This window comes from Planctomycetaceae bacterium (genome assembly GCA_041398785.1).
Taxonomy (GTDB): domain Bacteria; phylum Planctomycetota; class Planctomycetia; order Planctomycetales; family Planctomycetaceae; genus JAWKUA01.
This window is the reverse complement of the sequence record JAWKUA010000014.1, coordinates 22,572-47,025: the sequence shown is the minus strand read 5'-3', so window position 1 is coordinate 47,025 and position 24,454 is coordinate 22,572. Positions and strand designations below refer to the sequence as shown.

The 24,454-nt window shown below is 58.2% G+C and carries 25 protein-coding genes and 6 tRNA genes; 5 read left to right on the top strand and 26 right to left on the bottom strand.

Features of this window, described 5'->3' with window-relative positions; all coding sequences use genetic code 11:
* Positions 1-169 precede the first annotated feature (169 nt).
* From rplL to R3C19_16610, 14 genes are all read right to left on the bottom strand, one after another.
* Positions 170-589, bottom strand: coding sequence for a 50S ribosomal protein L7/L12 (gene rplL / locus R3C19_16675; protein MEZ6061976.1), 420 nt, complete (start codon positions 587-589; stop codon positions 170-172).
* A gap of 80 nt (positions 590-669) precedes the next feature.
* Positions 670-1,185, bottom strand: coding sequence for a 50S ribosomal protein L10 (gene rplJ / locus R3C19_16670; protein ID MEZ6061975.1), 516 nt, complete (start codon positions 1,183-1,185; stop codon positions 670-672).
* A gap of 59 nt (positions 1,186-1,244) precedes the next feature.
* On the bottom strand, positions 1,245-1,928 hold the full coding sequence (rplA, locus tag R3C19_16665; GenBank protein ID MEZ6061974.1) for a 50S ribosomal protein L1: 684 nt from the start codon (positions 1,926-1,928) through the stop codon (positions 1,245-1,247).
* A 110-nt stretch (positions 1,929-2,038) separates the two neighbouring features.
* Entirely contained in the window at positions 2,039-2,464 is a 426-nt protein-coding gene (gene rplK, locus R3C19_16660; protein ID MEZ6061973.1) for a 50S ribosomal protein L11, read from the bottom strand.
* A 21-nt stretch (positions 2,465-2,485) separates the two neighbouring features.
* Positions 2,486-3,052, bottom strand: coding sequence for a transcription termination/antitermination protein NusG (gene nusG, locus R3C19_16655; protein MEZ6061972.1), 567 nt, complete (start codon positions 3,050-3,052; stop codon positions 2,486-2,488).
* Positions 3,053-3,299: 247 nt separating this feature from the next.
* Positions 3,300-3,728 carry a preprotein translocase subunit SecE gene (gene secE / locus R3C19_16650; GenBank protein ID MEZ6061971.1) on the bottom strand — a complete coding sequence of 143 codons (429 nt, stop codon included), beginning with the start codon at positions 3,726-3,728 and terminating at the stop codon, positions 3,300-3,302.
* Positions 3,729-3,774: 46 nt separating this feature from the next.
* Positions 3,775-3,847, bottom strand: a tRNA-Trp gene (locus R3C19_16645).
* Between the two features lie 22 nt (positions 3,848-3,869).
* A complete protein-coding gene (gene rpmG / locus R3C19_16640; GenBank protein ID MEZ6061970.1) occupies positions 3,870-4,022 on the bottom strand; it encodes a 50S ribosomal protein L33 in 153 nt (50 codons plus the stop codon).
* A 75-nt stretch (positions 4,023-4,097) separates the two neighbouring features.
* Entirely contained in the window at positions 4,098-5,294 is a 1,197-nt protein-coding gene (tuf, locus tag R3C19_16635) for an elongation factor Tu (protein MEZ6061969.1), read from the bottom strand.
* A 111-nt stretch (positions 5,295-5,405) separates the two neighbouring features.
* A tRNA-Thr gene (locus tag R3C19_16630) sits at positions 5,406-5,478 on the bottom strand.
* 26 nt (positions 5,479-5,504) lie between these two features.
* Positions 5,505-5,575: transfer RNA gene (locus R3C19_16625), tRNA-Gly, on the bottom strand.
* A gap of 40 nt (positions 5,576-5,615) precedes the next feature.
* Positions 5,616-5,697, bottom strand: a tRNA-Tyr gene (locus R3C19_16620).
* 66 nt (positions 5,698-5,763) lie between these two features.
* Positions 5,764-5,836, bottom strand: a tRNA-Thr gene (locus R3C19_16615).
* Between the two features lie 275 nt (positions 5,837-6,111).
* A complete protein-coding gene (locus tag R3C19_16610; GenBank protein ID MEZ6061968.1) occupies positions 6,112-7,776 on the bottom strand; it encodes a sigma-70 family RNA polymerase sigma factor in 1,665 nt (554 codons plus the stop codon).
* Positions 7,777-8,481: 705 nt separating this feature from the next.
* On the opposite strand from R3C19_16610, the gene R3C19_16605 reads away from it, so the two are divergent.
* Entirely contained in the window at positions 8,482-8,952 is a 471-nt protein-coding gene (locus tag R3C19_16605; protein ID MEZ6061967.1) for a hypothetical protein, read from the top strand.
* A 33-nt stretch (positions 8,953-8,985) separates the two neighbouring features.
* Here R3C19_16605 and R3C19_16600 read toward each other — a convergent pair whose 3' ends face one another.
* From R3C19_16600 to R3C19_16585, 4 genes are all read right to left on the bottom strand, one after another.
* Complete coding sequence (locus R3C19_16600; protein ID MEZ6061966.1) at positions 8,986-9,384, bottom strand: GlsB/YeaQ/YmgE family stress response membrane protein; 399 nt, start codon at positions 9,382-9,384, stop codon at positions 8,986-8,988.
* 203 nt (positions 9,385-9,587) lie between these two features.
* Positions 9,588-9,839, bottom strand: coding sequence for a hypothetical protein (locus tag R3C19_16595; GenBank protein MEZ6061965.1), 252 nt, complete (start codon positions 9,837-9,839; stop codon positions 9,588-9,590).
* A gap of 25 nt (positions 9,840-9,864) precedes the next feature.
* Entirely contained in the window at positions 9,865-11,013 is a 1,149-nt protein-coding gene (gene ispG / locus R3C19_16590; GenBank protein ID MEZ6061964.1) for a (E)-4-hydroxy-3-methylbut-2-enyl-diphosphate synthase, read from the bottom strand.
* A gap of 166 nt (positions 11,014-11,179) precedes the next feature.
* The gene (locus R3C19_16585) at positions 11,180-11,752 is read right to left on the bottom strand and encodes a glutathione peroxidase (GenBank protein MEZ6061963.1); all 573 of its coding nucleotides are present in this window, start codon (positions 11,750-11,752) and stop codon (positions 11,180-11,182) included.
* A gap of 167 nt (positions 11,753-11,919) precedes the next feature.
* Between R3C19_16585 and R3C19_16580 the strand changes: the two genes are divergently transcribed.
* Complete coding sequence (locus tag R3C19_16580) at positions 11,920-12,489, top strand: hypothetical protein (protein MEZ6061962.1); 570 nt, start codon at positions 11,920-11,922, stop codon at positions 12,487-12,489.
* Positions 12,490-12,617: 128 nt separating this feature from the next.
* Here the strand turns inward: R3C19_16580 and ccsA are convergent, their stop codons facing one another.
* The 4 genes from ccsA to R3C19_16560 all read right to left on the bottom strand — a co-directional run bounded on the left by ccsA (position 12,618) and on the right by R3C19_16560 (position 19,004).
* The gene (gene ccsA, locus R3C19_16575; protein MEZ6061961.1) at positions 12,618-16,820 is read right to left on the bottom strand and encodes a cytochrome c biogenesis protein CcsA; all 4,203 of its coding nucleotides are present in this window, start codon (positions 16,818-16,820) and stop codon (positions 12,618-12,620) included.
* A 220-nt stretch (positions 16,821-17,040) separates the two neighbouring features.
* Positions 17,041-17,613, bottom strand: coding sequence for a hypothetical protein (locus R3C19_16570; GenBank protein MEZ6061960.1), 573 nt, complete (start codon positions 17,611-17,613; stop codon positions 17,041-17,043).
* Between the two features lie 288 nt (positions 17,614-17,901).
* Complete coding sequence (locus R3C19_16565) at positions 17,902-18,516, bottom strand: hypothetical protein (GenBank protein ID MEZ6061959.1); 615 nt, start codon at positions 18,514-18,516, stop codon at positions 17,902-17,904.
* Entirely contained in the window at positions 18,513-19,004 is a 492-nt protein-coding gene (locus R3C19_16560; GenBank protein MEZ6061958.1) for a sigma-70 family RNA polymerase sigma factor, read from the bottom strand. Before R3C19_16560 ends, R3C19_16565 begins: the two co-directional genes overlap by 4 nt.
* A 209-nt stretch (positions 19,005-19,213) precedes the next feature.
* Between R3C19_16560 and R3C19_16555 the strand changes: the two genes are divergently transcribed.
* The 3 genes from R3C19_16555 (at position 19,214) to R3C19_16545 (ending at position 20,406) form a co-directional block, all read left to right on the top strand.
* A complete protein-coding gene (locus R3C19_16555) occupies positions 19,214-19,684 on the top strand; it encodes a GNAT family N-acetyltransferase (protein MEZ6061957.1) in 471 nt (156 codons plus the stop codon).
* Between the two features lie 193 nt (positions 19,685-19,877).
* Positions 19,878-20,255, top strand: a complete 378-nt coding sequence (locus R3C19_16550; GenBank protein ID MEZ6061956.1) for a DUF2784 family protein — start codon at positions 19,878-19,880, stop codon at positions 20,253-20,255.
* 78 nt (positions 20,256-20,333) lie between these two features.
* Positions 20,334-20,406 (top strand) — tRNA-Ala (locus R3C19_16545).
* Positions 20,407-20,517: 111 nt separating this feature from the next.
* Here the strand turns inward: R3C19_16545 and mazF are convergent.
* The 4 genes from mazF to R3C19_16525 all read right to left on the bottom strand — a co-directional run bounded on the left by mazF (position 20,518) and on the right by R3C19_16525 (position 24,032).
* Positions 20,518-20,853 carry an endoribonuclease MazF gene (mazF, locus tag R3C19_16540; protein ID MEZ6061955.1) on the bottom strand — a complete coding sequence of 112 codons (336 nt, stop codon included), beginning with the start codon at positions 20,851-20,853 and terminating at the stop codon, positions 20,518-20,520.
* Positions 20,854-20,873: 20 nt separating this feature from the next.
* A complete protein-coding gene (locus tag R3C19_16535; GenBank protein MEZ6061954.1) occupies positions 20,874-21,116 on the bottom strand; it encodes an AbrB/MazE/SpoVT family DNA-binding domain-containing protein in 243 nt (80 codons plus the stop codon).
* Between the two features lie 247 nt (positions 21,117-21,363).
* The gene (locus R3C19_16530) at positions 21,364-23,706 is read right to left on the bottom strand and encodes a 2OG-Fe(II) oxygenase (GenBank protein ID MEZ6061953.1); all 2,343 of its coding nucleotides are present in this window, start codon (positions 23,704-23,706) and stop codon (positions 21,364-21,366) included.
* A 101-nt stretch (positions 23,707-23,807) separates the two neighbouring features.
* On the bottom strand, positions 23,808-24,032 hold the full coding sequence (locus R3C19_16525; GenBank protein MEZ6061952.1) for a hypothetical protein: 225 nt from the start codon (positions 24,030-24,032) through the stop codon (positions 23,808-23,810).
* Positions 24,033-24,454: the final 422 nt, after the last annotated feature.

Below are 24,454 nucleotides of genomic sequence, written 5' to 3'. Positions count from 1 at the left end.
TGTTGACCACGCCAGCCGTCGACTGAAATCGAATTCGTAACAGGGTAGACGTCGCAGAATCGTAGCAAGAACGACACATCGACGCCACCAAACAGGACTCAGAGAGCGGCGATCACCGCTCCCCGAAGCCCTGAGAACAGCCTTTTACAGAGCACGTTGTTCACTGAAACTACTTGATTTCGCAGGTGCCGCCGGCACCCTCGATTTCGGCTTTCAGCTTTTCGGCGTCTTCTTTCGAGACGCCTTCCTTGACGGCCTTCGGAGCAGCCTCAACAAGTTCCTTGGCTTCCTTCAGGCCCAAGCCGGTCGCGGCGCGGACAACCTTGATGACAGGAATCTTGTTGCCGCCGTCGCCCGTGAGCACGACGTCAAATTCCGTCTTTTCTGCGGCAGCTTCACCGCCGCCACCATCACCGGCGGGTGCTGCCATCATGATGGCGCCGCCGCCGGCCGGTTCGATGCCATGAACTTCCTTCAGGTAGTCCACGACCTTCTTCGCTTCCAGCAACGTCAGGCCGACGATCTTATCGCCCAGCTCTTTGGTTGACGCATCAAATTCCGTAGCGGCTTCTGCCTCGGCAGTTGACATTAAACTCCACCTTTCCATTCTGTAAAAAAGCTATTCATCCTGACTGTCGCAGTACAGTCAGGTCCACATGTCTCGTGGCTCTAGTCGTCATCCCCGGAGATCTTCTTCAGCGCGCCGGCAAGCAACCCGCCGGGAGCCTGCATCGCACCGGCAAGCTGACGCCCCGGTGCCAGCATCAATCCGGCGATCTCCGCAATCAGTTCGGCGCGCCCCGGACTCTTACTCAGCGACTCAACGGCCGCGGCGTCCAGCCCCTGACCCTCGACGGTGCCGCCCTTAATCTCCAGTCCGGAGAGCTGCTTCGCCCAGCGGGAGATTTCTTTCGACAACGCAACAACATCTTCACCGCCCCAAAGCAGTGTTGACGGACCGTTAAGAACATTCTCCAGACCGGTGATTTCCAGTCGCTGCAACGCATTTCGAGCGATTGAGTTCTTGACCGTCAGGGCGGAAATACGTGACTGGCGCAGTGCAATTCGCCATTTATTCGCCGACACCGCGTCGAGTTTTGAAACATCCACCACAAGGAAATCCCGCGAATCACCCAGCCGTGACTGAATGTCCGAAATCAGCATGTCTTTAATTCGACGACTCATGAAAAAATTCCCGGACTGCAGATGATTCCAGATTCGCCTGCCGGTGATCTCACAATATGTCAGATAGCGACCGCAATTGAAGGAGACATCGTTGCCGTAACGTACATGCCTCGAAGGTAAACGCCCTTGGATGTGGATGGTTTCAGGCTGCGAATGTAGTGCAGCAGAGACTCAATGTTTTCCTGCAGCTTCGCGGCGTCGAACGACAGGCGACCGACGACGCAGTGAACGTTCGAACCTGAATCAACACGAAATTCCACCTTGCCGGCCTTGTATTCCTTCACGGCCGTTGCAACGTCCTGGGTCACAGTGCCCGCACGTGGCGACGGCATCAATCCGCGCGGCCCGAGGACTCGACCCAGCGGGCCGACCACCCCCATCATGTCCGGTGTCGCGATCGCGACATCGAAGTCGAGCCATCCGTCCTTGATCTTATCTGCAAGTTCCCGGCCCCCGACATGGTCGGCCCCTGCAGATTTCGCGACAGAAACGTTGTCACCCTGCGCGAACACAAGCACACGCTGTGACTTGCCGATTCCATGCGGCAGAACGATCGACCCGCGAACCATCTGGTCAGCCTGTTTGGGGTCAACGCCCAGCCGAACGGCGATTTCCACTGTCTGATCGAACTTGCAGGGCTTGATGCCCTTCGGAAGCTTTCCTTCAAGAGCCTTCAGCGATTCAACGGCCCTTGGAAGTTCGACAACACCCAGCTCCCGAGCTTTTTCAACGAGCGCTTTCATGCGCTTTGACTGTCGAGCCATCACTCTCACCCAAAAATGTCTTCAGCAAACTTCACGAACACACACCGCAGTGCGTCGGCACGCGGCTCACCGCGAGACTTCCCGGATTGCTATTCGACGACCTCCAGCCCCATGCTTCTGGCGGTGCCTGCGATCACTTTCATCGCCTGTTCAATCGAAGACGAATTCAGGTCATTGAACTTCACTTTTGCGATTTCTTCGAGCTGCGACCGCTTGACGGTCCCCACCTTTGTCTTCAGCGGATTGGACGATCCCTTCGCGATCGATGCCGCCTTCTTCAGCAACACTGCAGCTGGCGGGCTCTTCAGGATGAAGTCGAACGAACGGTCGTTGTAGACGGAGATGACGACGGGAATGGTCGTCCCCATCATGTCGCGTGTCTGATCATTAAACTGCTGGACGAACTGCCCGATGTTCACTCCATGAGGCCCCAGGGCCGTTCCGACGGGCGGCGCGGGTGTCGCCTGTCCACCGGTGACCTGAACCTTGATTTGCGTCACCAACTGTTTACCCATCGATCGATCAATCCACTAAGACTAAACAGACTCAACCTGCCAGTGATCGAGTTCAACCGGCGTTGACCGGCCAAAAATCTCAATCAGTACAGAAACCTTGCCATTGTGCTCGTCAATTTCTTCGATCGTTCCCTCAAAGCTTTCGAACGTTCCTTCGCGGATCTTGACGACGTCGCCCCGGGAGAATTCAATCTTGACTCTGGGCGCCGCCGCGGCATCCTCTTCGGCCCGCCCCAGCATTCGGTCGACTTCATGCTGCTCCATGGGCATCGGCCTGCCGGCAGCCCCGGCAAAATCGCCGACTCCGCCGGTGTCCCGCACCAAGTACCATGTCTCATCATTCAGCATCATCTGAATCATGATGTAGCCGGGAAACAGCTTGCGATCGTGCTCCCTTGCCTTGCCACTTCGAGTATCAACCACTTTCTCCGAGGGGATCACAATCTCGCCGAAGTATTCCTCCAGGCCCTCAAGTCGGATCTTCTTCAGGAGTGCATCGCGAATCGTCCGCTCGCGGTTCGTCTGCACCTTCAGTACGTACCAAAGCATTTCATCGGACGAGCCATATCCTTCAGATCCTTCAGTCATACTTGTAACGCTCGCGGTCATGAGTAAGACGATCTGCCTCGTGGCACTCAGAACGAAGGGAAATGGCGGGAACTTTCCCGTGCCAATCGATGTTCGGGACTGCGGCTAACCACCCTGCAAATTCGAAACGCGGCATCTTGACCGGGAGCAATCGACATTGCAACGTCGCGCGCTGTTGCTTTTGCGAGTTTAGCCAACTCAGTGCGAACGGACTGCCGCGTTTCAGGCCACAGCGGCGTCTGTGGCTCTAGTAGTCGATGAAATGAATCAGGGAAAACAATTCCTTCCAGATAAAGTCCATGGCGGAAAGAAAGACTCCCAGAAACAGCATCGTTACCAGGACAACAACCGTTGCCTGCAAGACTTCGCGGCGACCGGGCCAAACGACTTTTTCCAGTTCCGATTCAACAGAAATCAGGAAGTCAGCAAATTTGGGCACGTTGACCGCGCGAAAAGCAAACCAGCAGCAACACATCCACACAGCCAGCGGAACACCGATCTGAACCGGAGTCTGCATCGCTCCCAGCGGGCCGTTTGCCAGCGTCATCGCTCCAAACCCCGTTACGACAGCAATTCCGATGAACGTCGCCTGACGGACCAGCCGCCCCTGGCTGGGTTTGTACAGACCGACCCGGAACAGTTGAGGCAGAATTGAAGCAGCACCCTTGCCTGACATCAGCTCGAATCTCTCATCAAATCCTCGGTATGAAACCGCCTCAGAACACGGGCGGAGGGACTTGAACCCCCAACCTGCGGATTTGGAATCCGCTGCTCTGCCAATTGAGCTACACCCGTAAACTTCCGGGGCCGCCGCCACTTACTTCTTGCGAGATTCCTTGTGAAGCGTGTGCCTCCGCAGCCTGGGGCAGTACTTCATCAGTTCCAGCCGCTCCGTCCCGCGTGTTTCCTTGATCACGCGGTAATTTCGCATACCGGTTTCCGTGCATTCCAGCCAGACGTACTCGCGCACCAGACCATCCTCCACCATCAAAAGTAAACTGCCGGACCGCTCCGACGCGGACCGGCAGCCAAGAGACCAGTCAGGTTACTCAAGGATTTTTGTAACGACGCCGGATCCCACGGTGCGGCCGCCTTCACGAATTGCGAAGCGACTACCTGCATCCAGAGCGATCGGCTTGCCCATTTCGACTTCCAGCTTCACGTTGTCACCAGGCATGCACATCTCCGCGCCGCCAAGCAGCTTGGCCGCGCCGGTGACGTCTGTCGTACGGAAGTAGAATTGCGGTCGATACCCGGAGAAGAATGGCGTATGACGGCCACCTTCCTCCTTGCTGAGCACATAAACTTCTGCTTCGAACTTCACGTGCGGATGAATGGTGTTGGGTGCGGCGAGCACCTGACCCCGTTGAATGTCTTCCTTCTTCAGACCTCGCAGAAGCAGGCCGACGTTGTCACCGGCAATTCCCTGATCCAGCGTCTTCTGAAACATTTCGACGCCGGTGCAGGTCGTTTCCTGGGTATCACGAAGCCCGACAACCTGAACCTTTTCGCCGACCTTGACGACACCCTGCTCAATACGGCCGGTTGCCACAGTGCCGCGACCTTCGATGGAAAACACGTCTTCAACGGCCATCAGGAACGGCTTATCGGCTTCACGAGCGGGCTCGGGAATGTACGAGTCGAGAGCCTCCATCAGCTCTGTGATGCACTTGCTGTAGGTTTCGTCGGACGGATTGTCCAGCGCGCCCTTGGCGTTGCCGCGGACCAGCGGAACGTCGTCGCCCGGAAAGTCGTACTTCGTCAGCAGTTCGCGAACTTCCATCTCGACGAGTTCCAGCAGGTCCTCATCGTCGACAAGGTCGCACTTATTCAGGAACACGACGAGGGCCGGGACGTCCACCTGGCGAGCCAGCAGGATGTGCTCACGAGTCTGAGGCATCGGCCCGTCGGCTGCGGACACCACCAGGATCGCACCGTCCATCTGGGCGGCACCGGTGATCATGTTCTTGATGTAGTCGGCGTGGCCGGGGCAATCGATGTGGGCGTAGTGCCGATTGGGTGTTTCGTATTCAACGTGGCTGACGGCAATCGTGACGGTCTTTGTTTCGTCGCGGACCGTGCCCCCCTTGGCAACCTCGGAGTAGGAGACCGCATTCGCAAGTCCCTTCGCGGCCTGCACAGCCAGAATTGCGGCTGTTGTCGTTGTCTTGCCGTGGTCGATGTGGCCGATTGTGCCCACATTCACATGAGGCTTCGTGCGCTGAAATTGTTCCTTTGCCATCTCCCAAACTCCAGATCGATCTAAGCCGGGCTGACATCGGCGCCCGGCAGATTTCAAAATAAAAACAGGTGCCCCAACACAGGACACCGCCCACACTCGTCACTCACCGAGAGCTGCTGATGGGACTTGAACCCATGACCTCGTCCTTACCAAGGACGCACTCTACCAACTGAGCTACAGCAGCAAACCCTGCCAAACACAAAGATGGAGAGCGGGCGATGGGAATCGAACCCACACGACCAGCTTGGAAGGCTGGAGTTCTACCATTGAACTACGCCCGCTGAACCTCAACCCGCGTCCGGGCTTCCAGATCCAATGAGGTGGGGGCGGCAGGATTCGAACCTGCGAAGGCTTCGCCACCAGATTTACAGTCTGGCCCATTTGGCCGCTCTGGAACACCCCCTCGATCGCTCGTCGGCACTGCAAATGAGGCAGCTCTGTACACACCACACTTCCAGCGACGCGTTTAAGCTAGCGGAGGGACTTGAACCCACAACCACCGGTTTACAAAACCGGAGCTCTGCCAATTGAGCTACGCTAGCGCAGACCGACCGCAGTGGCGAGCCGGGGAGTATAGCAATCGCGATTTCGCAAGCAAGGCTGTTTCGCGATTCGCCGGGCAGTCCGAATTCAGGAAAAGTCAGGCCAGGAACGCAGTATTCCCGCAGGTGATTCACCAGTTGCCGGACGCTGCAGCCGCACCTGGCAGCCGGTTGCGGAGGCTGAAGTGCGGCCCCGATTCCTCGGGAAAAACGCGGCTGCGCCACCAGGGTTCTGGCGGGCGTTCTGAGTCCTCGCCCGGAAACCCGGCAAGCGGTCAGATTCCCGGAATGTCGACCCGGCGCCGTCGAGCGATTCGCCGCAGCTTCTCCAGCGTTCTGACTTCGATCTGCCGGACCCGTTCCTTGGTGACGCCAAGCCGGTTGCCGACCTGCTCCAGAGTTTCCGGCTCAGTGCCGTAGTCGAGTCCGAAGCGGCAGGCAATTACCTTCTGTTCGCGGCCGCTCAGCTCCTTCATGATCTCCTGAATGGCCGTTCGCTGAGCTGTGTTGACCATCTCTGCGGCGAACGGGTTGCCACGAGCGTCATCCGATTCATGAAACAGTTCATCAAAACCGGTCCGGAATCGATCGAGCCGCGTCGATTCCGCCGGCACCGATCGCGCGAAGTTCTTCATGATGGCCCATGACGCATACGTCGAGAACTTATTGCCCCGGAAGTAGTCGAACTTCTCAATCGCACGGATCAGCGACATATTGCCGTCGCTGACGAGTTCAAAGAAATTCGCGCCGGGCTTCAGGTGACGCTTTGCAATGGAGACGACAAGTCGAAGGTTCGAACGAATCAACAGGCTCTTGACTTCCGCGACCTCCTTCAGGATCGCTTCGATCTCGGCCACGGGTCGGCCCTTCGGTTGCTTCAGGTCCAGGTCCTGCTGCAGGTTCGAAGCCTTGAATTTCAGGTAGTTCATCAGACGAAAGTAGTGTTGTTCCTGAGCCTTGTTCAGAAGTGGCACGTTGTACAGTTCTGCCAGGTAGGCGGGCAGATCCGTCGGCACTCTTGCCGTCGAGTCCGGTTCGTCGTATTCCGGTGCAGTGGTCCGGATGATTCTGTCGGCGTCCGGCAGACGGAATTCCTCGCTGTCGATGAAGTCGATATCCAGCGACTTGATTCGCCGTGCCCGGACGTCTGCGATCACTGCCTGGATCATTGATTTTGGTCTGCCGAAACGCCGCGCAAGGTCTGTCAGCGGGATGCCGGCGGAGTACAGGTCGTATGCCAGATTCTCGTGACTGGTGCTCAACCGCGTGCCATTCGTCGGGAAAATCGCATTCTGGGGGTTCTTCGAGTCGAAGTCCCGCAGTGTGTAGCGAATCGTCTCCGTCGCGCGGTCAAAACGCTGCGCGACTCTTCGACTCACGTCCGTCAAGCCAAGCCCCTCGGATGCAAGCTGGCGAGCAAGGAAGATGATGCGCTCGCGCTCTTCGTCGGAAAGCTGTCGAAAGTTCTGGCTGCGATCGACTTCGTCTCGGTGAGTCTCGACGAATCGATCCAGCGTCGACTGCGGGATCACAACTCGCCGACGGCCGCCCACGAGCACTCGGCGGCTTGCCAGCCCGCGGTTTCTCCACCGGTCCACCGTCTTTGCCGAAACGTTGAGCTTCTCGCTGACTTCTCTGACCGTCAGCAGCGGTTCTGAGAAGTCATTTGATTCAAGTTTCAGACTCTCTGAAAGATCCTCGATGAAGCAGCGCAGATCGTGAATCAGATCAGTGCCCGCGATCTGACCAGTGTCGGTCCGTTCCGGTCGATATCCGGTTAGCCGCTTGCAGATGTCTGCGAAATTGTATGCCTTCGCGCCGTCTACCTGATCGAGCAGCGCTTCCGCCCCGGCGATCTGTCGATGGCGCACCGCCTGCGGTGCAAACCGCATTTGCTGGTTCGCCAATTCGGAAATCGTGTCGGTGTTGTAATGTCCCACAGCTTACCTCCTGGGTCTTCGGGGGCAGGATGATCCCGACAAGAGAAAGGCAAAGCTTGTGCCGGAACCCCCGGCATCCGTGAAAAATGTCTGAACTGGCTGGTTGACCATGAACGTCTGAGACCGCCTTTTCGGCCAGCGATTCTCCGGCGGCAGGGAGAATTCCGATCGATTCGACGTTCCGTTTTCCCGGGCGCTTTTCTGCAGTGAGAGTTGTAACTATGTCAATCAGAGACGTCAGTTTTGCAAAAATGTTCGGCCGAATCGCGTTTCGGCGCTGAAGACGCAGTGATTCTATCCCCGATTTCACGTTTTTTCGGCGACGGAAACAATCTCAGGCTGGCCAGCTTCGCCCTGCCCGACGCGATTTGTCACCCCGCACGTTGTCGGCTGCGTCTGACCGGAGGACCGGAACATCCAGAACGGGATCAAGTCCGGATTGGCAGCGCTAGCGCCATCGTTGTGATGACACATCTGCTTTCGGAGATACGTTTCCCTGCATCTTCTGGAAATTCCGACGTCCGACGATACGATGGCCTGCCAGCCACCCGTGCGTGACTTTCCGCCGGGTGCGCCAGAAGGACGGGGCAGGCACCGGACGTTCGATTATCAGCCTGCGTTTCGGCGGGCGATTCCAGGGGCGATTTCGGGGCCAGCCCGCTACTTCGAGGTTCCCCAAAGACACAGTAAACGGAGAACGCAGCCGTGTTCAACGATCCCGCTTATCTGTATTTCGGAGCGCTGGTGGCCGCAGTCGGCATTGGAATGGTGGTGCTGCACATCGTCCATCACCGACGTCACCAGGAGGACGATTCGCTGTCCGACACCGATCATCGGTTCTACGATCAGCAGTACCGCCGAAGGATGCAGACTTCTGCCCTGACCGTCACCCTGGGAGCGCTGATCGGTCTGTGCGGATACCTCAGGGCGTTCGGAGAATCCCCGGTCTTTGCGTCGTTTTACGTCATCGGGCTGCTGCTGCTTTCGCTCTGGCTGGTGCTGCTGGCCCTGAGCGACGCGGTCGCCTCCCACGTGTATTCATCGCAGATTCAGCGGCGAAATCGCAAGTTGCGGCAGTCGCTTCAGGAAGCGCTGAATGAAGTTCGCCGCTCGCATGACATTTCGCAGCCGGCGATTCGTTTCGACGAAAAGAACACCGGGGATTCGCGATCCTGAAGCGATTTCGGTTTCGGAACGCCGCGCGACGATTCACGCAGCGTCGTTCAGCATGTCTTCGATCATCTTGCGTCGACGGCTTCGCTTGCGCGTCTTGTGCATCATCTTGTCTTCGTGCCCGCTGGACTCGCTGATGAACGAACCGGCAAGCAGGCGATAGAAGAACAGCAGGATGAAGGCACCCAGCGTCGCGGCGACGAATCCCTTGCCGCTAATGGGATCGATCTCCGCGTCGCGCCAGAAAAACAGGACCGTTCCGCAGCCGATCACACTGCCTCCGATGCCCATCAGGACCGTCGCCACGGCACCGCCCGGGTCGCGGCCGGGCATGATCGCTTTGGCTGCCAGTCCGGTCAGCGTCCCGAAGCCCACCCAGCGAAGGAGTTCGTTGAGGCTGGTCTTGATGATTTCGATGACTTCGACTTCGGACATTTTCGGGCCTCCTGCCCTGCTCATTCGACGCGCACAGCGATCGCGGCGCTTTTCGGACGAAACGTACCGTGTTCCGATGCGGCTCCCAAGATGGGAATCGGCACTTCCACCGTCGCCGGGCAAGTTGCTGAACGAGTGAAGGCGATCTTCGGCGAACGCGGCGACAGAACCTGCGAAATTCGCCGGTGTTGGCGACAGGCGGCTCACACGAAGTGCCGGAAATTTTCCAGCAACCAATCCAGAAACGGTTCGCCGTAGATAAAGCCGAACGTACCACAAATGATCGCGCCGGCCACGATTGTGTCACCCGGAAACAGGATCGTGAACGACAGCAGATAGACGCAGACGCCCAATCCCATCGTGGCACCGATGAAGCCACCGACGACCGTGCAGCCGCCAACAGCAAGCCAGTGGCGCAGCCGATTCGTTTCGTCCTGTTTTTTTCGCCAGCTCATGAGCAGCTTCCGGGAGCCCCCTTTCTCACGGGGTCGGGCATTTCTGTTCAATCAGCGAATCCAGTTCCGCCTTCAGTCGAGGCAGGATTTCGTCGTACCCGAAGGCTCCCAGACTTTCCGGACCCTTTTTCAGATTCACCTGATTTGGTCCGCACCAGAGTCCCAGATCGGCGTCGTCGGTTTCACCCGGTCCGTTCACGCGGCAGCCCATCACGGCGATCGTAATGGCGTGATCCTGAGCGTACGCGGTCATGTCGCGAACCTGCTCGGCCAGATCGATGAACGCCTCGTTCTCCACTCGCGAACAGCTTGGGCAACTGATGATATTCAGCGTCTTCAGCCCGTAGTCGACAACGGACCGCACTCGCCCGCCGGCGATGTCGTCAAGGATTGCTCGTCCGGCGGCAATTTCTTCCGGCTTCCGGTTGTTGGGCACTGTCAGAGAAACGCGGATTGTGTCGCCGATACCGCGACTGACCAGTTGCTCGAACGCGATGCGAGTCTTAATGATTCCTTCAGGCGGCATTCCCGCCTCGGTGACGCCCAGATGCAGCGGAACATCGGGACGCTTTTCGGCAAACCGCCGGTTGACATCGACGACGTTTGCCGGATCGGAGTCCTTCAATGAAACGCAGTAGCGAGTGAAGTCCATCCCGTCCAGCAAATCGCAGTGTTCCCACGCACTTTCCAGCATCGGTGAAACGGAGTCGTCCGCGGCGAACTTCGACTTCTTGTCCGGGTCCACGGATCCGCAATTCACGCCGACTCGAAGGGCACAATCGTTGTCCCGAGCGACGCCGACAAGGTACTGCACTTTTTCGTGCCACGGTTTGTCACGTTCGTGGTGGTAAAGGTGCCCGGGGTTGTAACGGATCTTGTCGACATGCGGAGCAATCACTTCCGCCAGTCGGTAGTTTTCCTGCAGATCGACCGAAAGATTGCCGTCGACCTGACTGCGGATTTCAATCAGGGCCTCCGCGTCGTTGCGGCTGTCAATTGCGACTCGCACGATATCGGCCCCGGCGTCGACCAGATCCCGGATCTGCCGCACTGTGGCGTCAATGTCACGAGTCCGGGTCGCCGTCATGCTCTGAATCGCGATCGGATGGCTGTCGCCGATCGTCACGCTGCCGATCCGAACGGGTCGAGTCGGATTTCGCTGAATGGTGGTCACCCGCTGATCCTGAATTTTGCTGCCTGCTGCCATGAAGGCCGCTCGAGAAACTCGCTGGTTTGACTGTACCGCCTCCTGACCGCATCATCGTGCTGCGGCACGTGGAATGAACCGCAAACCGCCGGGAGCGTTCACCGCGCCCGGCGGTTGCTGGTGTCGCATCGGATTATTCGGCGGCTGCTTTCGCGAGCTCCTTCTCAATCGCCGCGATCACTTCCGGGGCGTCAGGCTTCGTCCGCGTTTTGAAACGAGCCACCACGTTTCCGTCTCTGCCAATCACGAATTTCTCAAAGTTCCACCCGATGTCCGTGTGGTCTTCAGCATGCTTCTTCAGCCAGCCGTAAAGCGGGGCCTCCTCGCTGCCATTCACGTCGATTTTTGAGAACATCGGAAACTTCACCGCGTACGTTGACGAGCAGAATTCCTGAATCTCCTTAGCGGATCCGGGTTCCTGGCCGCCGAACTGATTGCAGGGAAATCCCAGAACAACCAGCCCCTCTTCCTTATGCTTGTCGTACATCTCCTGAAGCTGCTTGTACTGCTCAGTCGCGCCGCATTTGCTGGCCACGTTGACAACCAACAGCACCTTTCCCTTGTACTGAGCCAGATCCACCTTGTCGCCGGCCAGCGACTTCACGTCAAATTCGTAAAAGGAATCGCCTGCTGCGGCACTTCCGGCGGCGAATACACCCCCGGCGATCACAGCGGGGACCAACATCAGCGAGCGGAACGAATTCATACATGATCTCCCGTTTTCAGACTTGCCGGATTGGTACCGGCATCAGGACTGTTTATACGCAGCCTGCATCGTAGCTTCGCCGTCGAAGAATTCGACCAGGCAGCCGGGCGAATTCCGGCTGCGATGACGTACGAAAAGCCCGGCAGGAATGCGAATCGGTTTCACGAATGTCCGGAACTGACCGAATTTCCCGCGCCGTTCTGACTCGCCACTTCTTCGTGGCGACGGTCATGCAGGCGGTCGTCGCGTTTTGCATTGCGTTCCTGCTGTCGCGATTGAATCCCGTTCCGCCGCCCGGGGACGGCTTGCAACTGCCGACCGCGTTTCAGTTTGGGACGCTGTTTCTGCTGGCGGGAAGCTGGTTCCTGCACCGAAGTGTGCAGCACGTGAAGATCGAACGTCAGGTGCCGTTTCGTCGATCACTGCTGCTGGCACTGGCCTGTGCGATTCTGTTCGTTGGCGTGCAGTCGTTCGGGCTGTGGCACTTTGCGTCCGCCACAAAGGACGTTGAAAACCCGCAGATGAACGTCCACGGATTTGTGTTCATGTTCACCGCGCTTCACGCGATGCATTTTCTGGTCGCTCAGTCGGTGTTGCTGTGGATCACGCTGAGTGCGTTTGCCGACCGGTATGACCACGAATACTACTGGGGAGTCACGTTCGCGAGCTGCTTCTGGCACGTGCTGGGGATCGTCTGGCTGGGGATCCTGTGCGTGTTTGCCATCGCCGTGCAGTAGACGAACCTGCCGCGAAGCAGAACGAACCGGATTCGGGCGGACGGATTTCGGCAACTCGGCGCGGGAATCGATCGCACCGTCGGCACACAGAGCGGATTCCGCCGCGCGCTCCTGCGGAATCACTCCTGTTACGCGGTCGCTGAGCGATTCCCGGTCACCTGCCCCGGTCTTAGCGCCGCGGCTGCGGCGATCACGATGGCCTGCACGGCGACAAACAGAATCAGAGCCAGCAGGCGGCCGCTGGTAAAGCCATAGCTGTGCAATCCGGCTCCCAATTCGTTGACACCGAACCAGCTCCATGCCGTGACGATATTGCCCACCATTGCCAGGACGGCTGTACCATAGTCGCGAATCATCCTGTCCCAGCGAGCGTGCAGGATCACGGCATTCCACAGCACGATCAGCATGGCGCCGTTTTCCTTCGGATCCCATCCCCAGAACCGGCCCCAGGAATCATCTGCCCAGAGTCCCCCCAGCACTGTTCCGACCAGGCTGAAGAACAGCGCGAAGCACAGGACGCCGTAAAGCATCGAGCCCGTCCGCTTCAGATCAGCCGCTTTGCCGTGGTCGTCCGTCCGGAAGATAGCTAGTACGCAGTACGCCAACCCCAGCGCGCCGGCAAGAAACGTGGCTGCGTAGCCCAGCGTGATGCAGACCACGTGTGTCGCCAGCCAGAACGTCGTGTCCAGCACGGCCTGCATGACTCCCATCGTGTCGCCTTCGTCGATTGCCAGAAAGTGGGCAATGACCAGCGTCGCGGCCCCGCAGGACGCTCCAAGGATGTTACCTACGCCGCGTTTTACGACCAGTTCGATGACAAACGATGCCAGCACGACCGCCCAGCCGATGAAGATTGCCGACGAATACAGGCTGGTGACGGGAGCCAGGCGACCGGAGATCTCCATCCTGGCATTAAGCGCCAAAGTGTGGACCACGAACGCCACGAACATGATCCAGAACGCCGTCCAGCGCAAAGTCTTCGGCCACACCAGCCAGCTACAGAACGACAGCAGAATCACCGGCAAATAGAGATAGATCGCCTTCCAGAACGGTTCGTAGAAATTGAAGTATGCCTCCTGTTTCACGGACGCCGCGTTCAGGTGGGCCGGCTGTTCGTCCGCCAGCAGTGCCTGATAGCTGTCGACGGCGTCATTAAACCCCGCGATGTCCTTGTCTTCCCACGAATCCAGAATTCGTTCGAATCCGTTTGTCGCCGCGACAAAGAAGTCACGGTCCTTCGAATTGTACAGCAGACGTCCGGCCCGCTTCCCAACATCGTCGATCGCCGTCAGTGCAGATCCCAGTCGCGGTGCGGCAATCCTGCCGATCTGTTCGTCGTCCAGACTCGCAAGGATGTCGTCAGCCGACGTGCCGGGTTCTGCCAGAGCAATGTGAGCGAGAATCAGCTTCAGGAAGGGATCCTCCTGGACCATCGCCGCCTGAACGGCAAACTTCTTAACCGCATCCGGTTCGGGCTCCTCGCCCTCCTTCAGTTCTTCCCGAACCCAGGCTTCCACCATCTTGTGAGTGCCCTGGATGGCGGTTTCCACCATCTGACGAGGCAGAGTCTTTGAGACGTAGTCCTTCACCTGCTCTTCCGTCGTCAGGTTCAGTTTTCGCATCTCGTCAGCAGCGTTCCTGACAGCTCCCGCGGCGATGAAGGTTTCCCACGACCGCTGAGCGTCCGGCAAACCGGTCGGCGTCGCTGTGATCATCGAAAAGCCTTCCAGCCGTTCAAAGAGAAACTGTGCGCGCGTGAAGGCATCGACAAGTCCCTGAGCGGTCTCCCGCTGGAATGCGGCACCTGCGTCGTTGACCGACCGCACGGCGTCGAACAGCGCCACTACGCCCCGATCCAGGTCTTCCATCCTTGCCGTCTGATTCGCGCTTTGCAGCATACGGGCCTGCCGATGGATCGATTCCAGTTCCTTCAGATTTGGCTGGATTTCGGCGAGCGAATACACCATACCCGGACGTTTTTCGAGACCCAGCAGGGACAGCACCTTGTCATTGTCGATTCGAATGATGCGATGCCGCTCGGCCAGTTCCGGACGTGCAGCAGTGTCCAGCAGCCACCGAATGGCAGGCATTCTGGCGACCATCACGTCGCGCATGCGGGCTTCGACGGCTTCCCTGCCCGACTGCGTGATGCGGACGATTTCCTCAATCCAGTCGGAATACTGCCCGGAGAAATTCTGCAGTGAACCGGAGTCGACGTCTGACCAGTAGGACTGGACAGCGGCCACGATCTTATCCCGCCGTTGGTCAAGCTCGCGCTGTTCCAATTCACCCTTGAAGGTCGACTTGTGCGACGCCTTCAGCAACTGAGCCCTGGCGAATGTGTCGATCGGCTGTGATCGCCCCCGCCACGCCACCGGAGTGTTCGCAAACCGATACAGATTGAACGTCTTCGAATCCGGCTTCGGTGTACGTGCGCTGCTGGCCAGCCAGGCGGCACACAGGCAGACGACAATGACCGGCACGACAACGGACCAATTCGCTAAGGTGCTTTGCGGTTCTGTCGAAACAGAGGATGCCGAGTTCGTTTCTGACCTCTCAAACGGATTCCGCACGTCGGCTTCCACCGGGCGTTCACCGGCGGAATTGCCGGAAGGCTGGCGGCCCACTCGCCCCAGATAGCGAAACAGAGTTAGTTGAAACTGCCCGAACATGCCGAACGCCACAATCATGCAGGCGATGTACGGCAGCATCCAACCGGTGTTTCTGACGACCGACAGCGTGGACATTTCCGTGTCGCCAACGACCTGATGGCCTGTCTGGTAGAAGTTTTCGCCGGAATACCTCAACGGATTGTTCATCCAGATCGTGAACTTCTCTTCGGTCCCCTTCTCCGGATTTCGAATCATGATCGTCGATCGATAGTCGCGCGGCGTTGCGGTCCCGACGTAGTTTTCGCGGTTTGTGTCCAGCAGTGTGATTTCGTCGTCCCGGTAATTTCGCTGGAAACGCAGATAGAACTCATAGTCTTCTCCGTCGACGGTAATTCTTTCCGCGATCGGAACTGACCGGAATTCACTGACGCTTTGAGACACCAGCAGCGAATCGATCGTCCGACCAGTGCTGCGATCGACCACATCGAGCACGACCGCGCTCTGGTCCTGGCTGTCATCCATGCCGGTGACGGGTTCCAGTTTCACGGGGACAGCAAAGGTCCCCAGACCTGATGTTCCGACCGGTTCGTCGTCAGGCATGACGGAGCGCAGTTCCGCATTCTGAAAATACCTGCGAATCTTCAGGTCGAAGGGAAGGGTCTCCAGCGACACCAGCTTGCCTTCATCGCCATCCAGCAGTTTTCCCGCGGCTCCGGCTTCCAGCACTTCCTGAGGAACCGCGACGACCTGGTCACTGTCATCGCTCTCGGCCCGGATGATTGCCAGTTCCCGTTCACGGATGTCGCGCATGTAGCTGGAGGTCTGCCCCTCGACGAGTGTCAGGTGGTTTTCCTTGCCGTAGACCGCAACCAGCAGTTCGCTGATCATCAGCAATGCAACCCCCGCGTGCAGCAGCACAATTCCGCCGCGCTTGTCGAACACCATTCGACAGCCGACCAGCAGCACCAATGAGCAGGCTCCACCTTTAAGAAGCTGCCACAGAATTCTCATCGCGGAAAGGTCCGGACGGACGCGATCACCGCCGATCACGTAGAACGCCAGCAGTGCCGCCAGCATTCCGCCAGTGCCGATCATGACCGCTTTCTGAAGCTTCGTACCCGCACTCCGGAAAGCGGCAACGATCGGAACGATCGCACTGATGCCCAGAAGTCCCAGCATTGAGTTCCAGATCTGCATCGGTGTCAGAAGCGTGTTGGCGGATTCAACGCCCGTTTGGGCGTTTCCGGTGACGATCACGGCCGTGGTCATCAGTCCGCCGATGACGATCACGACGGTTCCGGCCAGCAGCCGAATCCCCCGGACGCGCACCCGGAATCGAAGCGCATGCGCGACTCCCAAGTTTACGAACATCAGCACGCCGATCGTCCAGCCGCCGGGAAATGGGATATGACGCAGCTTGCCGAGCCGATCGAAGTCAAAATCCATCAGTGATGGAAACATCGACGGAGGAAACAGATCCTGCACGTCAATCCAGGCGACCCATGTCCGAAAGTACTGGCCCACAACCGGCCACACGTCCCGCCGTGCCTGAGCGAGGCTGCCGATAAATACAATGACCATCGACAGCAGCAGCAGCACGCACGTCAGCTTCAGCGAAGCTAGTGCGTGCAGGCTTTGCGATGCAGCTCTGATCAGCGGATCTTCGCCGGACGTTTCTGCATGCCGGTCCATGTTGCCGGGGAGTGCGGTGCTGGACATGGTTGGTTGTATCCCTGAATTTCACCGTTGATGTCATCTGCGTCACGATTTGACGCTGTCGTCGGAAGCCAGCCGCGAATTGCGAACGGCTCCGTCGGCTGGGTTTGGCAGCCCGATTACTTTCTCAGGCCACCGTCGCTTCCTTACGCGGCTGCGTACCCATTGTCGGCCCGGAGGCAGGTGCAGCCAAAGCGATCCGCAATCCCGGGCATAGTTCCCGTCACTGTCCCGAATCCGCAACTTCCAGACCCTCGACGAACTTCTGAAAGCTGTCACCCGTCTGCTTTGTCGTCGCGTTCGGTGCTCGATACTTGAAGATCCACATTGTCTCATTGACCGAAACAATCAATCCAAGAATTGTTTCCGTGTCATTGCTGATGTCGACGAAAGTCCCCGTCGATTTTCCCACCGTGATTTCCCGATAGCTGCCTGCCAGTTCCTCTTCCGTTTCTGTCTTCAGATTCAGTTGCGTCCGCCAGCGAATGACCTGCTGCATGAGTCCGGCAGCCGCGTCAAGTTTGCTGAGCGTGATTCGGGCTTCCATCCCGGCGGGACCTGTTTCCCAGGCAGAAACACTGAACTGGTCGTTTTCGGCGATTCGCCAGGTGTCAGGAACCTTCCATTTGAACGGTATTCCCGGAAACTGACTTCGCAGCGCTTCGCTGCTCACGACGTCCTTGTTTTCGCGCGGAGCGACGTATGTGCGAATTTCGTAGTCTGCACCACAGCCAGCCCCCAGCATGCACACCGCAATGCCGCCAGGCAGGCGAAAAATTCGTGAGAGTCGCTTCATGAAAACAGGTGATTTCAACAGGAACGAAGAACCGGCAGGTCTGTGACGGGGCCAAAGCAGGCGGCGAATGCGGCGGGCAGGCTGAATTGTACGACACATCGATTCGAAAGCCATCCGGCCCGCCGGCAGCCTGATTGGATTTCGCACACGCGGGAGAATCCTCCACAGCCGGTATGTCAAGCCGCGTTGTCCAGTCCGACATGCCATCCACGCTGTGAACGGCAACGAACCCACCCGCGGCGCTGATGCACACACCGTCGCGACCGCCCCGGGCGGGAACAAACAACGTCACCGAAGCCTGCCGTCAGTTGACAAATCCGCCGGTCCGCTCCTGAGCAGCGAATCGATACCGTCGTTTGTGTCATGACACCACATGCAGACTTCGAATCTGGGATCTCGCACGTGTTCCGACCGGAACTGCGGCGTCACGGTTCTGATGCCGTGATGGCACTGCAGGCACCGTTCCTCAGCAGAGCCTGGCACCGAATGCTGTTGCACCATGGTGCACAGAATCGACAGACTCGGCCCCTGCACCGCCACCGGAAATTCGAATGCTCCGGAAGCGGCGTCGACGGATGCATCGCTGACGATCACAATTTCCGAGTCCCCCGGGTTCGCTGGCAGACTGTCCGGATCACTGCCTGAATCCGGCGTGCTGCGCGGGTCCGATGATGCACCGTTCTCGACGAAAGCCACCGACGCGACTCGCCCAAGCGCTCCGCCGATCAACAGACAGACGACCGCAACGGTCGTCAGCAGTCTCCACGGCACCACGCCTCCGCCGGACGAAACCACAACGGCCACCGGCGCCGCGAAGCATGCCTTCACGCGTTCGTCCAGGGTGCCCGACGGTTCCGTCAGGGCGATCTGCCGAAGTTGTTTCTCAACCTGCGACTCTGTCATAGCTGACCTCGCAATTGTTCTTCCAGTTTCTTCAAAGCGCGGCGATAACGACTCGCCAGAGTCTTGGCGGGCTGATTCAGAATCGCGCCGATCGCGTCGAATGTCAGTTCCGCGAAGACCTTCAGCACCACCACCTCCCGATCATCGTCATCCAGATTTTCAACGGCCGACCGCAGAATCTGATCGCGCTCCTCCGTCAGCAGGCCGTCGGCCGGTGCGGTTTCGGCAGCAGGACAGTCGAAGTGACTGTTGAAGATCGACTCCCGCAGCTTCGATACCCGTCGGTCCGCCTGAACCGCATCACGAGCCGCATTTCTGACCGCCGCAAAGACGTAGTTCACGGGCTCGCCGTTTGGTGAGGCTGTTGAACGGCACAGGCGTTCAAACGCCGAATGGATGGCATCTTCCGCTTGTTGCCGACAGCCCGTGATGGACAACGCCAGAGAAAACAGCCCCTGCCGGTGCGACGAATAGATCTGTTCCAGCATGTCTCGCAAGGCATCATTCCATTCTTCCGTCGCAACGGACCTCCATCAGAACACACGCTCCGCGGGACCGCAGTTCTTCAGGATTTTGTCCGAATCCTGCGGGATTCCCCAAACCGAGCGTCGCGGTACACTCCGGAGACCGGCCGCACGGGATGTACGTCCGGTCCGTCCTCCCCGCCCGCATTGCTCAGTTACGCCGCTGCCCGCTCATGGACATTCGACGAGCCGACTTACGCGATCTGCCGGAACTGTGTACCGTCTTCCGCGACGCCGTCCTGACGCTCGGACCTCAGGCGTATTCACGTCGCCAGGTCACCGCCTGGGCAGAGTTCGCCGACGCCGACAACTTTCCCCTGTTTGTCGCGACCGCCGCGACATTTGTCGCCGAGGATTTGGCCGGAATTCGCGGATTCTGTGGAGTCGAAGAGGATGGCCACGTTGCGTCCGTCTACGTGCGGCCCGACAGCTTCCGCCGAGGTATCGCCAGCCGGCTGCTGGCGCACGTCATTTCGTACGCAGCCGATATCGGCATCCCCCGGCTCCACGCCGAAGCCAGCCATTTCAGCCGGCCGCTGTTTCACAAATTCGGCTTCACTGATATCAGGGTAGAAACAGTAAAACGCAACAACGTGCTCTTCAAACGCTTTCTGGTTGAACGACTCGCCGGCTCGCCGCACTGAACTCCCGGACGCAGGATTCGCTGGTATTCGATCGCGTGCGTCGGAACCCGGATTCCGTCAAAACGCGGTCACCGCATCCATGTCACGTCGCACGAAATGCCGCGTACGGCACCCGGATCATCCACGGCCGGACGCCGAAAAAAACGCCGGAGATGTGACCCGCTTCACGCGATGCAACGACACGGAGAACCTCATGCTGTCATTCCTGAATATAGCGTTCTTCGTAATTCACAACACACTTATCGTCTTCAACCTGACCGGCTGGATTTGGCCGAAGACCCGCAAACTGCACCTCGTCACGATGGGCATGACGCTGTTTTCCTGGCTGGTGATGGGGGCCTGGAAGGGCTGGGGTTACTGTGCCTGCGCCGACTGGCATTTTCAGATTCGCCGCCGGATGGGAATCCATGCCGGGGAGTCGTCCTACACCGAACTGCTGTTCAACCAGGTCCCGGGACTCAAGGTAACGCGGACCTTCGCCGACATCGTCACGATCACGGTCCTGGTGCTCATTCTTTTCGTGACGGCCTTCGTCTGGCTCCGCACCAAATCGTCCAACCGCACACCTTGACAGTGCCGGAATCGACTGATAGCGTGCCAACCGCCCCGAACCCGGACGAGCCACATCGTGTCGGATTCGGGAACTTCCGGGGGATTAGCTCAGTTGGGAGAGCGCTTGCATGGCATGCAAGAGGTCAGGGGTTCAAGTCCCCTATCCTCCATCAGACCCGGGTCAGTTCAGGTGAACTGACCCGGGTCTTTTTTACGAGAATCATGGACGGGCTGTTATGCGAACGTAGTGAAAGCTCCTGTCTACCGGTTAAGGCAGGTCGTCAGACATCCGGGCTAACGAGCAAGGCGTCGATTCGCGATACGACTTCATACAACTCCGCTTCGGAGACTCGACGAATCAACTGGATGTTGCGTGCCTTCCAATCGACATTCCGCAGATGATCGGCCAGCACCACAGTTGTGGTGCCGTCCGGGTTCGAGATCTCCACTTCAAAGGCGTAACCCTTCGCCTGCCGCGTAGCCGGGCACAGGACGCACAAGCCCGTTTTGCGGTTATAGCTTCGAGGACTGATCACTATCGCCGGACGACGACCAGCCTGCTCATGCCCAGCAATCGGATTCAACGTAATCCAGACCAGGTCGCCGCGATCAGGCATATAGTTCGGTGTCTTCCGTTTCACTCGACCACCTCAAAACCGACGTCGGCACCAAAATCGGTTTCGCCGTGCAATTGCGAGGGGCGGCAGTTCTTCAGCAACTCATGAAGGCTGAGCTTCTTGGCCCGGATCGGCCGGATTACCAATTCGCGACTCCGAACCTGCAGTTCGACGGCAGCTCCCTCTTCTACCGAAAGTTGCCTGGCGAGCGTCTGCGGGATTCGAATTGCGAGGCTATTACCCCACTTCTGAATCGTTGACATTCCTGTTCCTCCTGACACGACGAGTAGATACATTGAGTATACACGCCGGTGATTGTTAAGTCAATGTGAATCGGCACAACGTCGGTTTCGCTCCTTCGTTGTATCGCTCATGCGGGGGCTTTATCGGGTGGTGAAAACAGCGTAGAAATCGCCTGAAGCAACTCTTTAGCAGGACACTCCATTCTGCTGACCCCGGTCAGAAAAAGTTCTATTGGTGTACTCCCGCCTCCATCAGACCCGGGTCTTTTCATTCTGACTTCGGCAGGGTCGCCAGCAGGTTTGTGTCCAGTTGATATCGCTTGAGGGTTCTTTGGAACGAATCCTGCGTTTTGGTCAGGACGAGGGAGTACGGGCTTTTCAGCTTCTCGATGGTGTGTGTCACGTCGAATTGCTGTTGAGAGATCTGCTGGATCAAATGCGAACGGATGTCCTCGCGGGCGGGGATTCGGCCGACTTCGGCGGTGGGGTCTCTCAGAAACGCACTCAGTTGGTCGCAGAATCTGCATTGGCAGGAGACGTCTGACGGGTGCGTCCAGTCGGCCGGCGGTTGAGGTTCGAGGGCCGTTGCTGTTTCCAGTTGCTGCCGAACCTGCGTCAGCCAGTCCTGAATTGGCTCCGGAATCCGGCCAAATCGTTTCAATGACCAGGGGACGAGTTTTATGAGAGTCGGCACGTGACCATGTTCCAGAGTGAACTGTCCCGGGTTTGATTCCACAAACTGAATGACACTCGCGACTTCATTGCTGCAGTCGCAGTTCAGCAGGGCTTTGAGGAGTCGCGGCAACGCGGCCTCTGCTGTCGTCCTGGTGCGAGCGTCGTCGCGATAACCATAATAGCGCTGCCTGGGGATGGGGACGCAGAACCATGAGACAGCCTTGCGGCAGAGATCGCGTGCAACGTCTCGGGCCACATCGTCCTTCTGCGACAACTCGCAGACGGCAGCCAGCCATTCCACGTTTCGCACCGGAAGATCAATGCGTCTGTAAAGGTCATGCGGCGGAGTCAAAAGTGCCTGGAGCCCGGCTGCGATCGAGGGCAGTCCAAATTCCCGGCACGCGTGCTGTATCAACGCTTTCAGGCCGAGCGTCTGGTCGCGCGAGGCAACCTGCGACAACAGCTCGACGATGGTCTCCCGGTCGTTGAGAGTGACAAGTTGGTCGCGAAACTGATCCAGCAGGGATTGAGTGTCGTCTTGTACCCGCGTCTGCCGATGTCGCTCGTAGACAGTTGGCCAATTCGAAATGATGGCTCGCGCGAAGGCGATGCAGTCGGAGCGAACACTTTCCTTTCGGTACTTTGCCGCCCTGGCCAGTTTCGACATCAGCTTGAGAAAAAGCGGGATGCAGACCGCATGGCCGGCGGACGCCAGCACATTGTAGTGTTGGGATGTCGGCCAGATCACGACGGCCGTGCGGTGATACCAGCGGTCGAGCGTGTTGCCTGCGTTTCCCGTGTAGCCTTCGTATTCTTCTGAGGTCGGTTTCCAGCCATCGATGGGAATCTCCGAAACGATCGAGGTCAGTTCCAGGGGCAGGTCTCCCCATGGCTGCTTCTTTCCGGAGAGATTCGTCCATTGGGTTCCCAGCAACTCATCCTCGTATGTTTCTCCGATCTCAAGTTTTCGGCCCGTCCGCGAGCGACTGCGCCGGCCGTAGCGATCCCAGTCCTGAAAGCTGCCATCGTCCGCAAATTGACACAGATGACGAGAAACGTGTGCCAGGTGAACCTGGCAGTCGGCTTCTTCGGCAACGGAGGTCACGAGATCAGCGAGCGAGCGATCTACGCCTTTCAGCAGGCTTCCCGAAAGACCTCGCTCTGTGTATTGGTGCTCCAGAGCAAAGACGAGCGGCGCGGAAGGACGAACCGCAAACCACGAGCGCACGGACGCCGCCAGCGGATTGCCATCCTGCTCACCTGACTTGCGTTTTCCACGAGCAGTTTTGGACGGACGCAGAGTCAGGTTGTAGCACAGACAAACACGCACTCCCCTCTCAACTCGCCTGACTTCGTGCTCACAGTCCGCATAGAACGCGGCATAGCTTGCGACATTGCCGTTGGCCGCTTCCTCAAACGGAAATCTCATTTCCTGTGACGGGGGATGCCTGACAATCAAAGCGCCTCCGCGAAACTCGTTCGGCAGGGCGATGATCAGACTGGCGACCATGCCATCGTTCTTCTCGCTGTCACGATGCGGAACGAAGAAACCGCCCTCTTTATACACAAGCAGTTTGTAGAGTTCGGGCTGCAATTTGTCCGGCGGAAGTCCCAGTTCCGACGCAACGCCGGCGACGACATCAGCGACCTTCGCTGTCCACTCGTCGCTCACGCAAAAGCGATCTGGTGACAGCTCATACGTCTTACGAACCTTCGTGTCGACAAGCGTCTTTGTGCCCTTGCCAAACGGAGCGATCTGACACTGTTCGACCAGGCTTTTGACCGCCTTCGGTTTCAGCGGAAACTTGAGAACCCCGACGTCTTTGACCTCAATCCCGGGATCTGACTGCGGGATCGTTCCTCCGCAGCAGAACTTTGAGGCTCGAATCGAACTTGAGATGGCGTCAGAAAGGGATTTCGTCAGATCCTTGACCATGGATGCTCTTTTCCTGTGACTGCGAGGTTTCGTTCATCTCCGCCGCACCTGAGATCAACCGATTCAAGGCGAGCGAGCTCGATTGACTGCGAACACCTGCATCATTGACTGGATTCGTTATCCACGGGAAGAAGCTCCCACATCCCGTTTTCGTGCAGCCAGACCGGATCGACGTTTTGGGCAATGAATTCATCAACCGGCAAACCGTCAATCATCTGAGGCCGTCGTACACGCCTCTGCTTACCGTTGATGAACACCGTCATGAACGCGGTCTTGCGTTCCTTCTTCCTGCGCTTTTCGGCTGATGTCAGTTTTCGTCTGCTCATTCATGATCACCGCGATTTGAATCATTCGATATTCAGGACGACCGAACCCTGCTGCATCAATGCCGAAACCCGAAGCATTCAGATTCGGGCCGCAGTCGCGCGGGCAGAAAGGTGCGGGTTGCCCCGGCCACTTCACTGACCGCCGACCGACGAGCAGGTGGACGGGAAATGAAAGTATTGGTCGACCGCAGCGGTCATGTTGCCAAAGCGGCACACCGATGTCGACTTCGGAAAATTCCGCGGTCGTCAGAGGCGCGGGATTCGTGATTTTTCTCTATTCCACAGCTATTCTCTGGAAACATCAAGTTGCACCACGGAGTCCCTGACGCAGGATTCCGAACGTCAATGACCTGCATCCACGCCCGACCACCACGGACGTCGGCACGTAGAATTCATCGCCCAGCTCAGGCGGAAGCACCCTA

Coding starts and splice junctions, on each gene's coding strand:
- R3C19_16535 (MEZ6061954.1), bottom strand. CDS start 21,116: ATGTCAACGATTCAGAAGTGGGGTAATAGCCTCGCAATTCGAATCCCG.
- R3C19_16550 (MEZ6061956.1), top strand. CDS start 19,878: ATGCTGTCATTCCTGAATATAGCGTTCTTCGTAATTCACAACACACTT.
- rplK (MEZ6061973.1), bottom strand. CDS start 2,464: ATGGGTAAACAGTTGGTGACGCAAATCAAGGTTCAGGTCACCGGTGGA.
- R3C19_16595 (MEZ6061965.1), bottom strand. CDS start 9,839: ATGAGCTGGCGAAAAAAACAGGACGAAACGAATCGGCTGCGCCACTGG.
- R3C19_16560 (MEZ6061958.1), bottom strand. CDS start 19,004: ATGCTGGAACAGATCTATTCGTCGCACCGGCAGGGGCTGTTTTCTCTG.
- R3C19_16555 (MEZ6061957.1), top strand. CDS start 19,214: ATGGACATTCGACGAGCCGACTTACGCGATCTGCCGGAACTGTGTACC.
- secE (MEZ6061971.1), bottom strand. CDS start 3,728: ATGTCAGGCAAGGGTGCTGCTTCAATTCTGCCTCAACTGTTCCGGGTC.
- R3C19_16525 (MEZ6061952.1), bottom strand. CDS start 24,032: ATGAGCAGACGAAAACTGACATCAGCCGAAAAGCGCAGGAAGAAGGAA.
- R3C19_16585 (MEZ6061963.1), bottom strand. CDS start 11,752: ATGAATTCGTTCCGCTCGCTGATGTTGGTCCCCGCTGTGATCGCCGGG.
- R3C19_16565 (MEZ6061959.1), bottom strand. CDS start 18,516: ATGACAGAGTCGCAGGTTGAGAAACAACTTCGGCAGATCGCCCTGACG.
- ccsA (MEZ6061961.1), bottom strand. CDS start 16,820: ATGTCCAGCACCGCACTCCCCGGCAACATGGACCGGCATGCAGAAACG.
- mazF (MEZ6061955.1), bottom strand. CDS start 20,853: ATGCCTGATCGCGGCGACCTGGTCTGGATTACGTTGAATCCGATTGCT.
- rplL (MEZ6061976.1), bottom strand. CDS start 589: ATGTCAACTGCCGAGGCAGAAGCCGCTACGGAATTTGATGCGTCAACC.
- R3C19_16530 (MEZ6061953.1), bottom strand. CDS start 23,706: ATGGTCAAGGATCTGACGAAATCCCTTTCTGACGCCATCTCAAGTTCG.
- rplA (MEZ6061974.1), bottom strand. CDS start 1,928: ATGAAAGCGCTCGTTGAAAAAGCTCGGGAGCTGGGTGTTGTCGAACTT.
- tuf (MEZ6061969.1), bottom strand. CDS start 5,294: ATGGCAAAGGAACAATTTCAGCGCACGAAGCCTCATGTGAATGTGGGC.
- nusG (MEZ6061972.1), bottom strand. CDS start 3,052: ATGACTGAAGGATCTGAAGGATATGGCTCGTCCGATGAAATGCTTTGG.
- R3C19_16600 (MEZ6061966.1), bottom strand. CDS start 9,384: ATGTCCGAAGTCGAAGTCATCGAAATCATCAAGACCAGCCTCAACGAA.
- rplJ (MEZ6061975.1), bottom strand. CDS start 1,185: ATGAGTCGTCGAATTAAAGACATGCTGATTTCGGACATTCAGTCACGG.
- R3C19_16570 (MEZ6061960.1), bottom strand. CDS start 17,613: ATGAAGCGACTCTCACGAATTTTTCGCCTGCCTGGCGGCATTGCGGTG.
- R3C19_16580 (MEZ6061962.1), top strand. CDS start 11,920: ATGTCCGGAACTGACCGAATTTCCCGCGCCGTTCTGACTCGCCACTTC.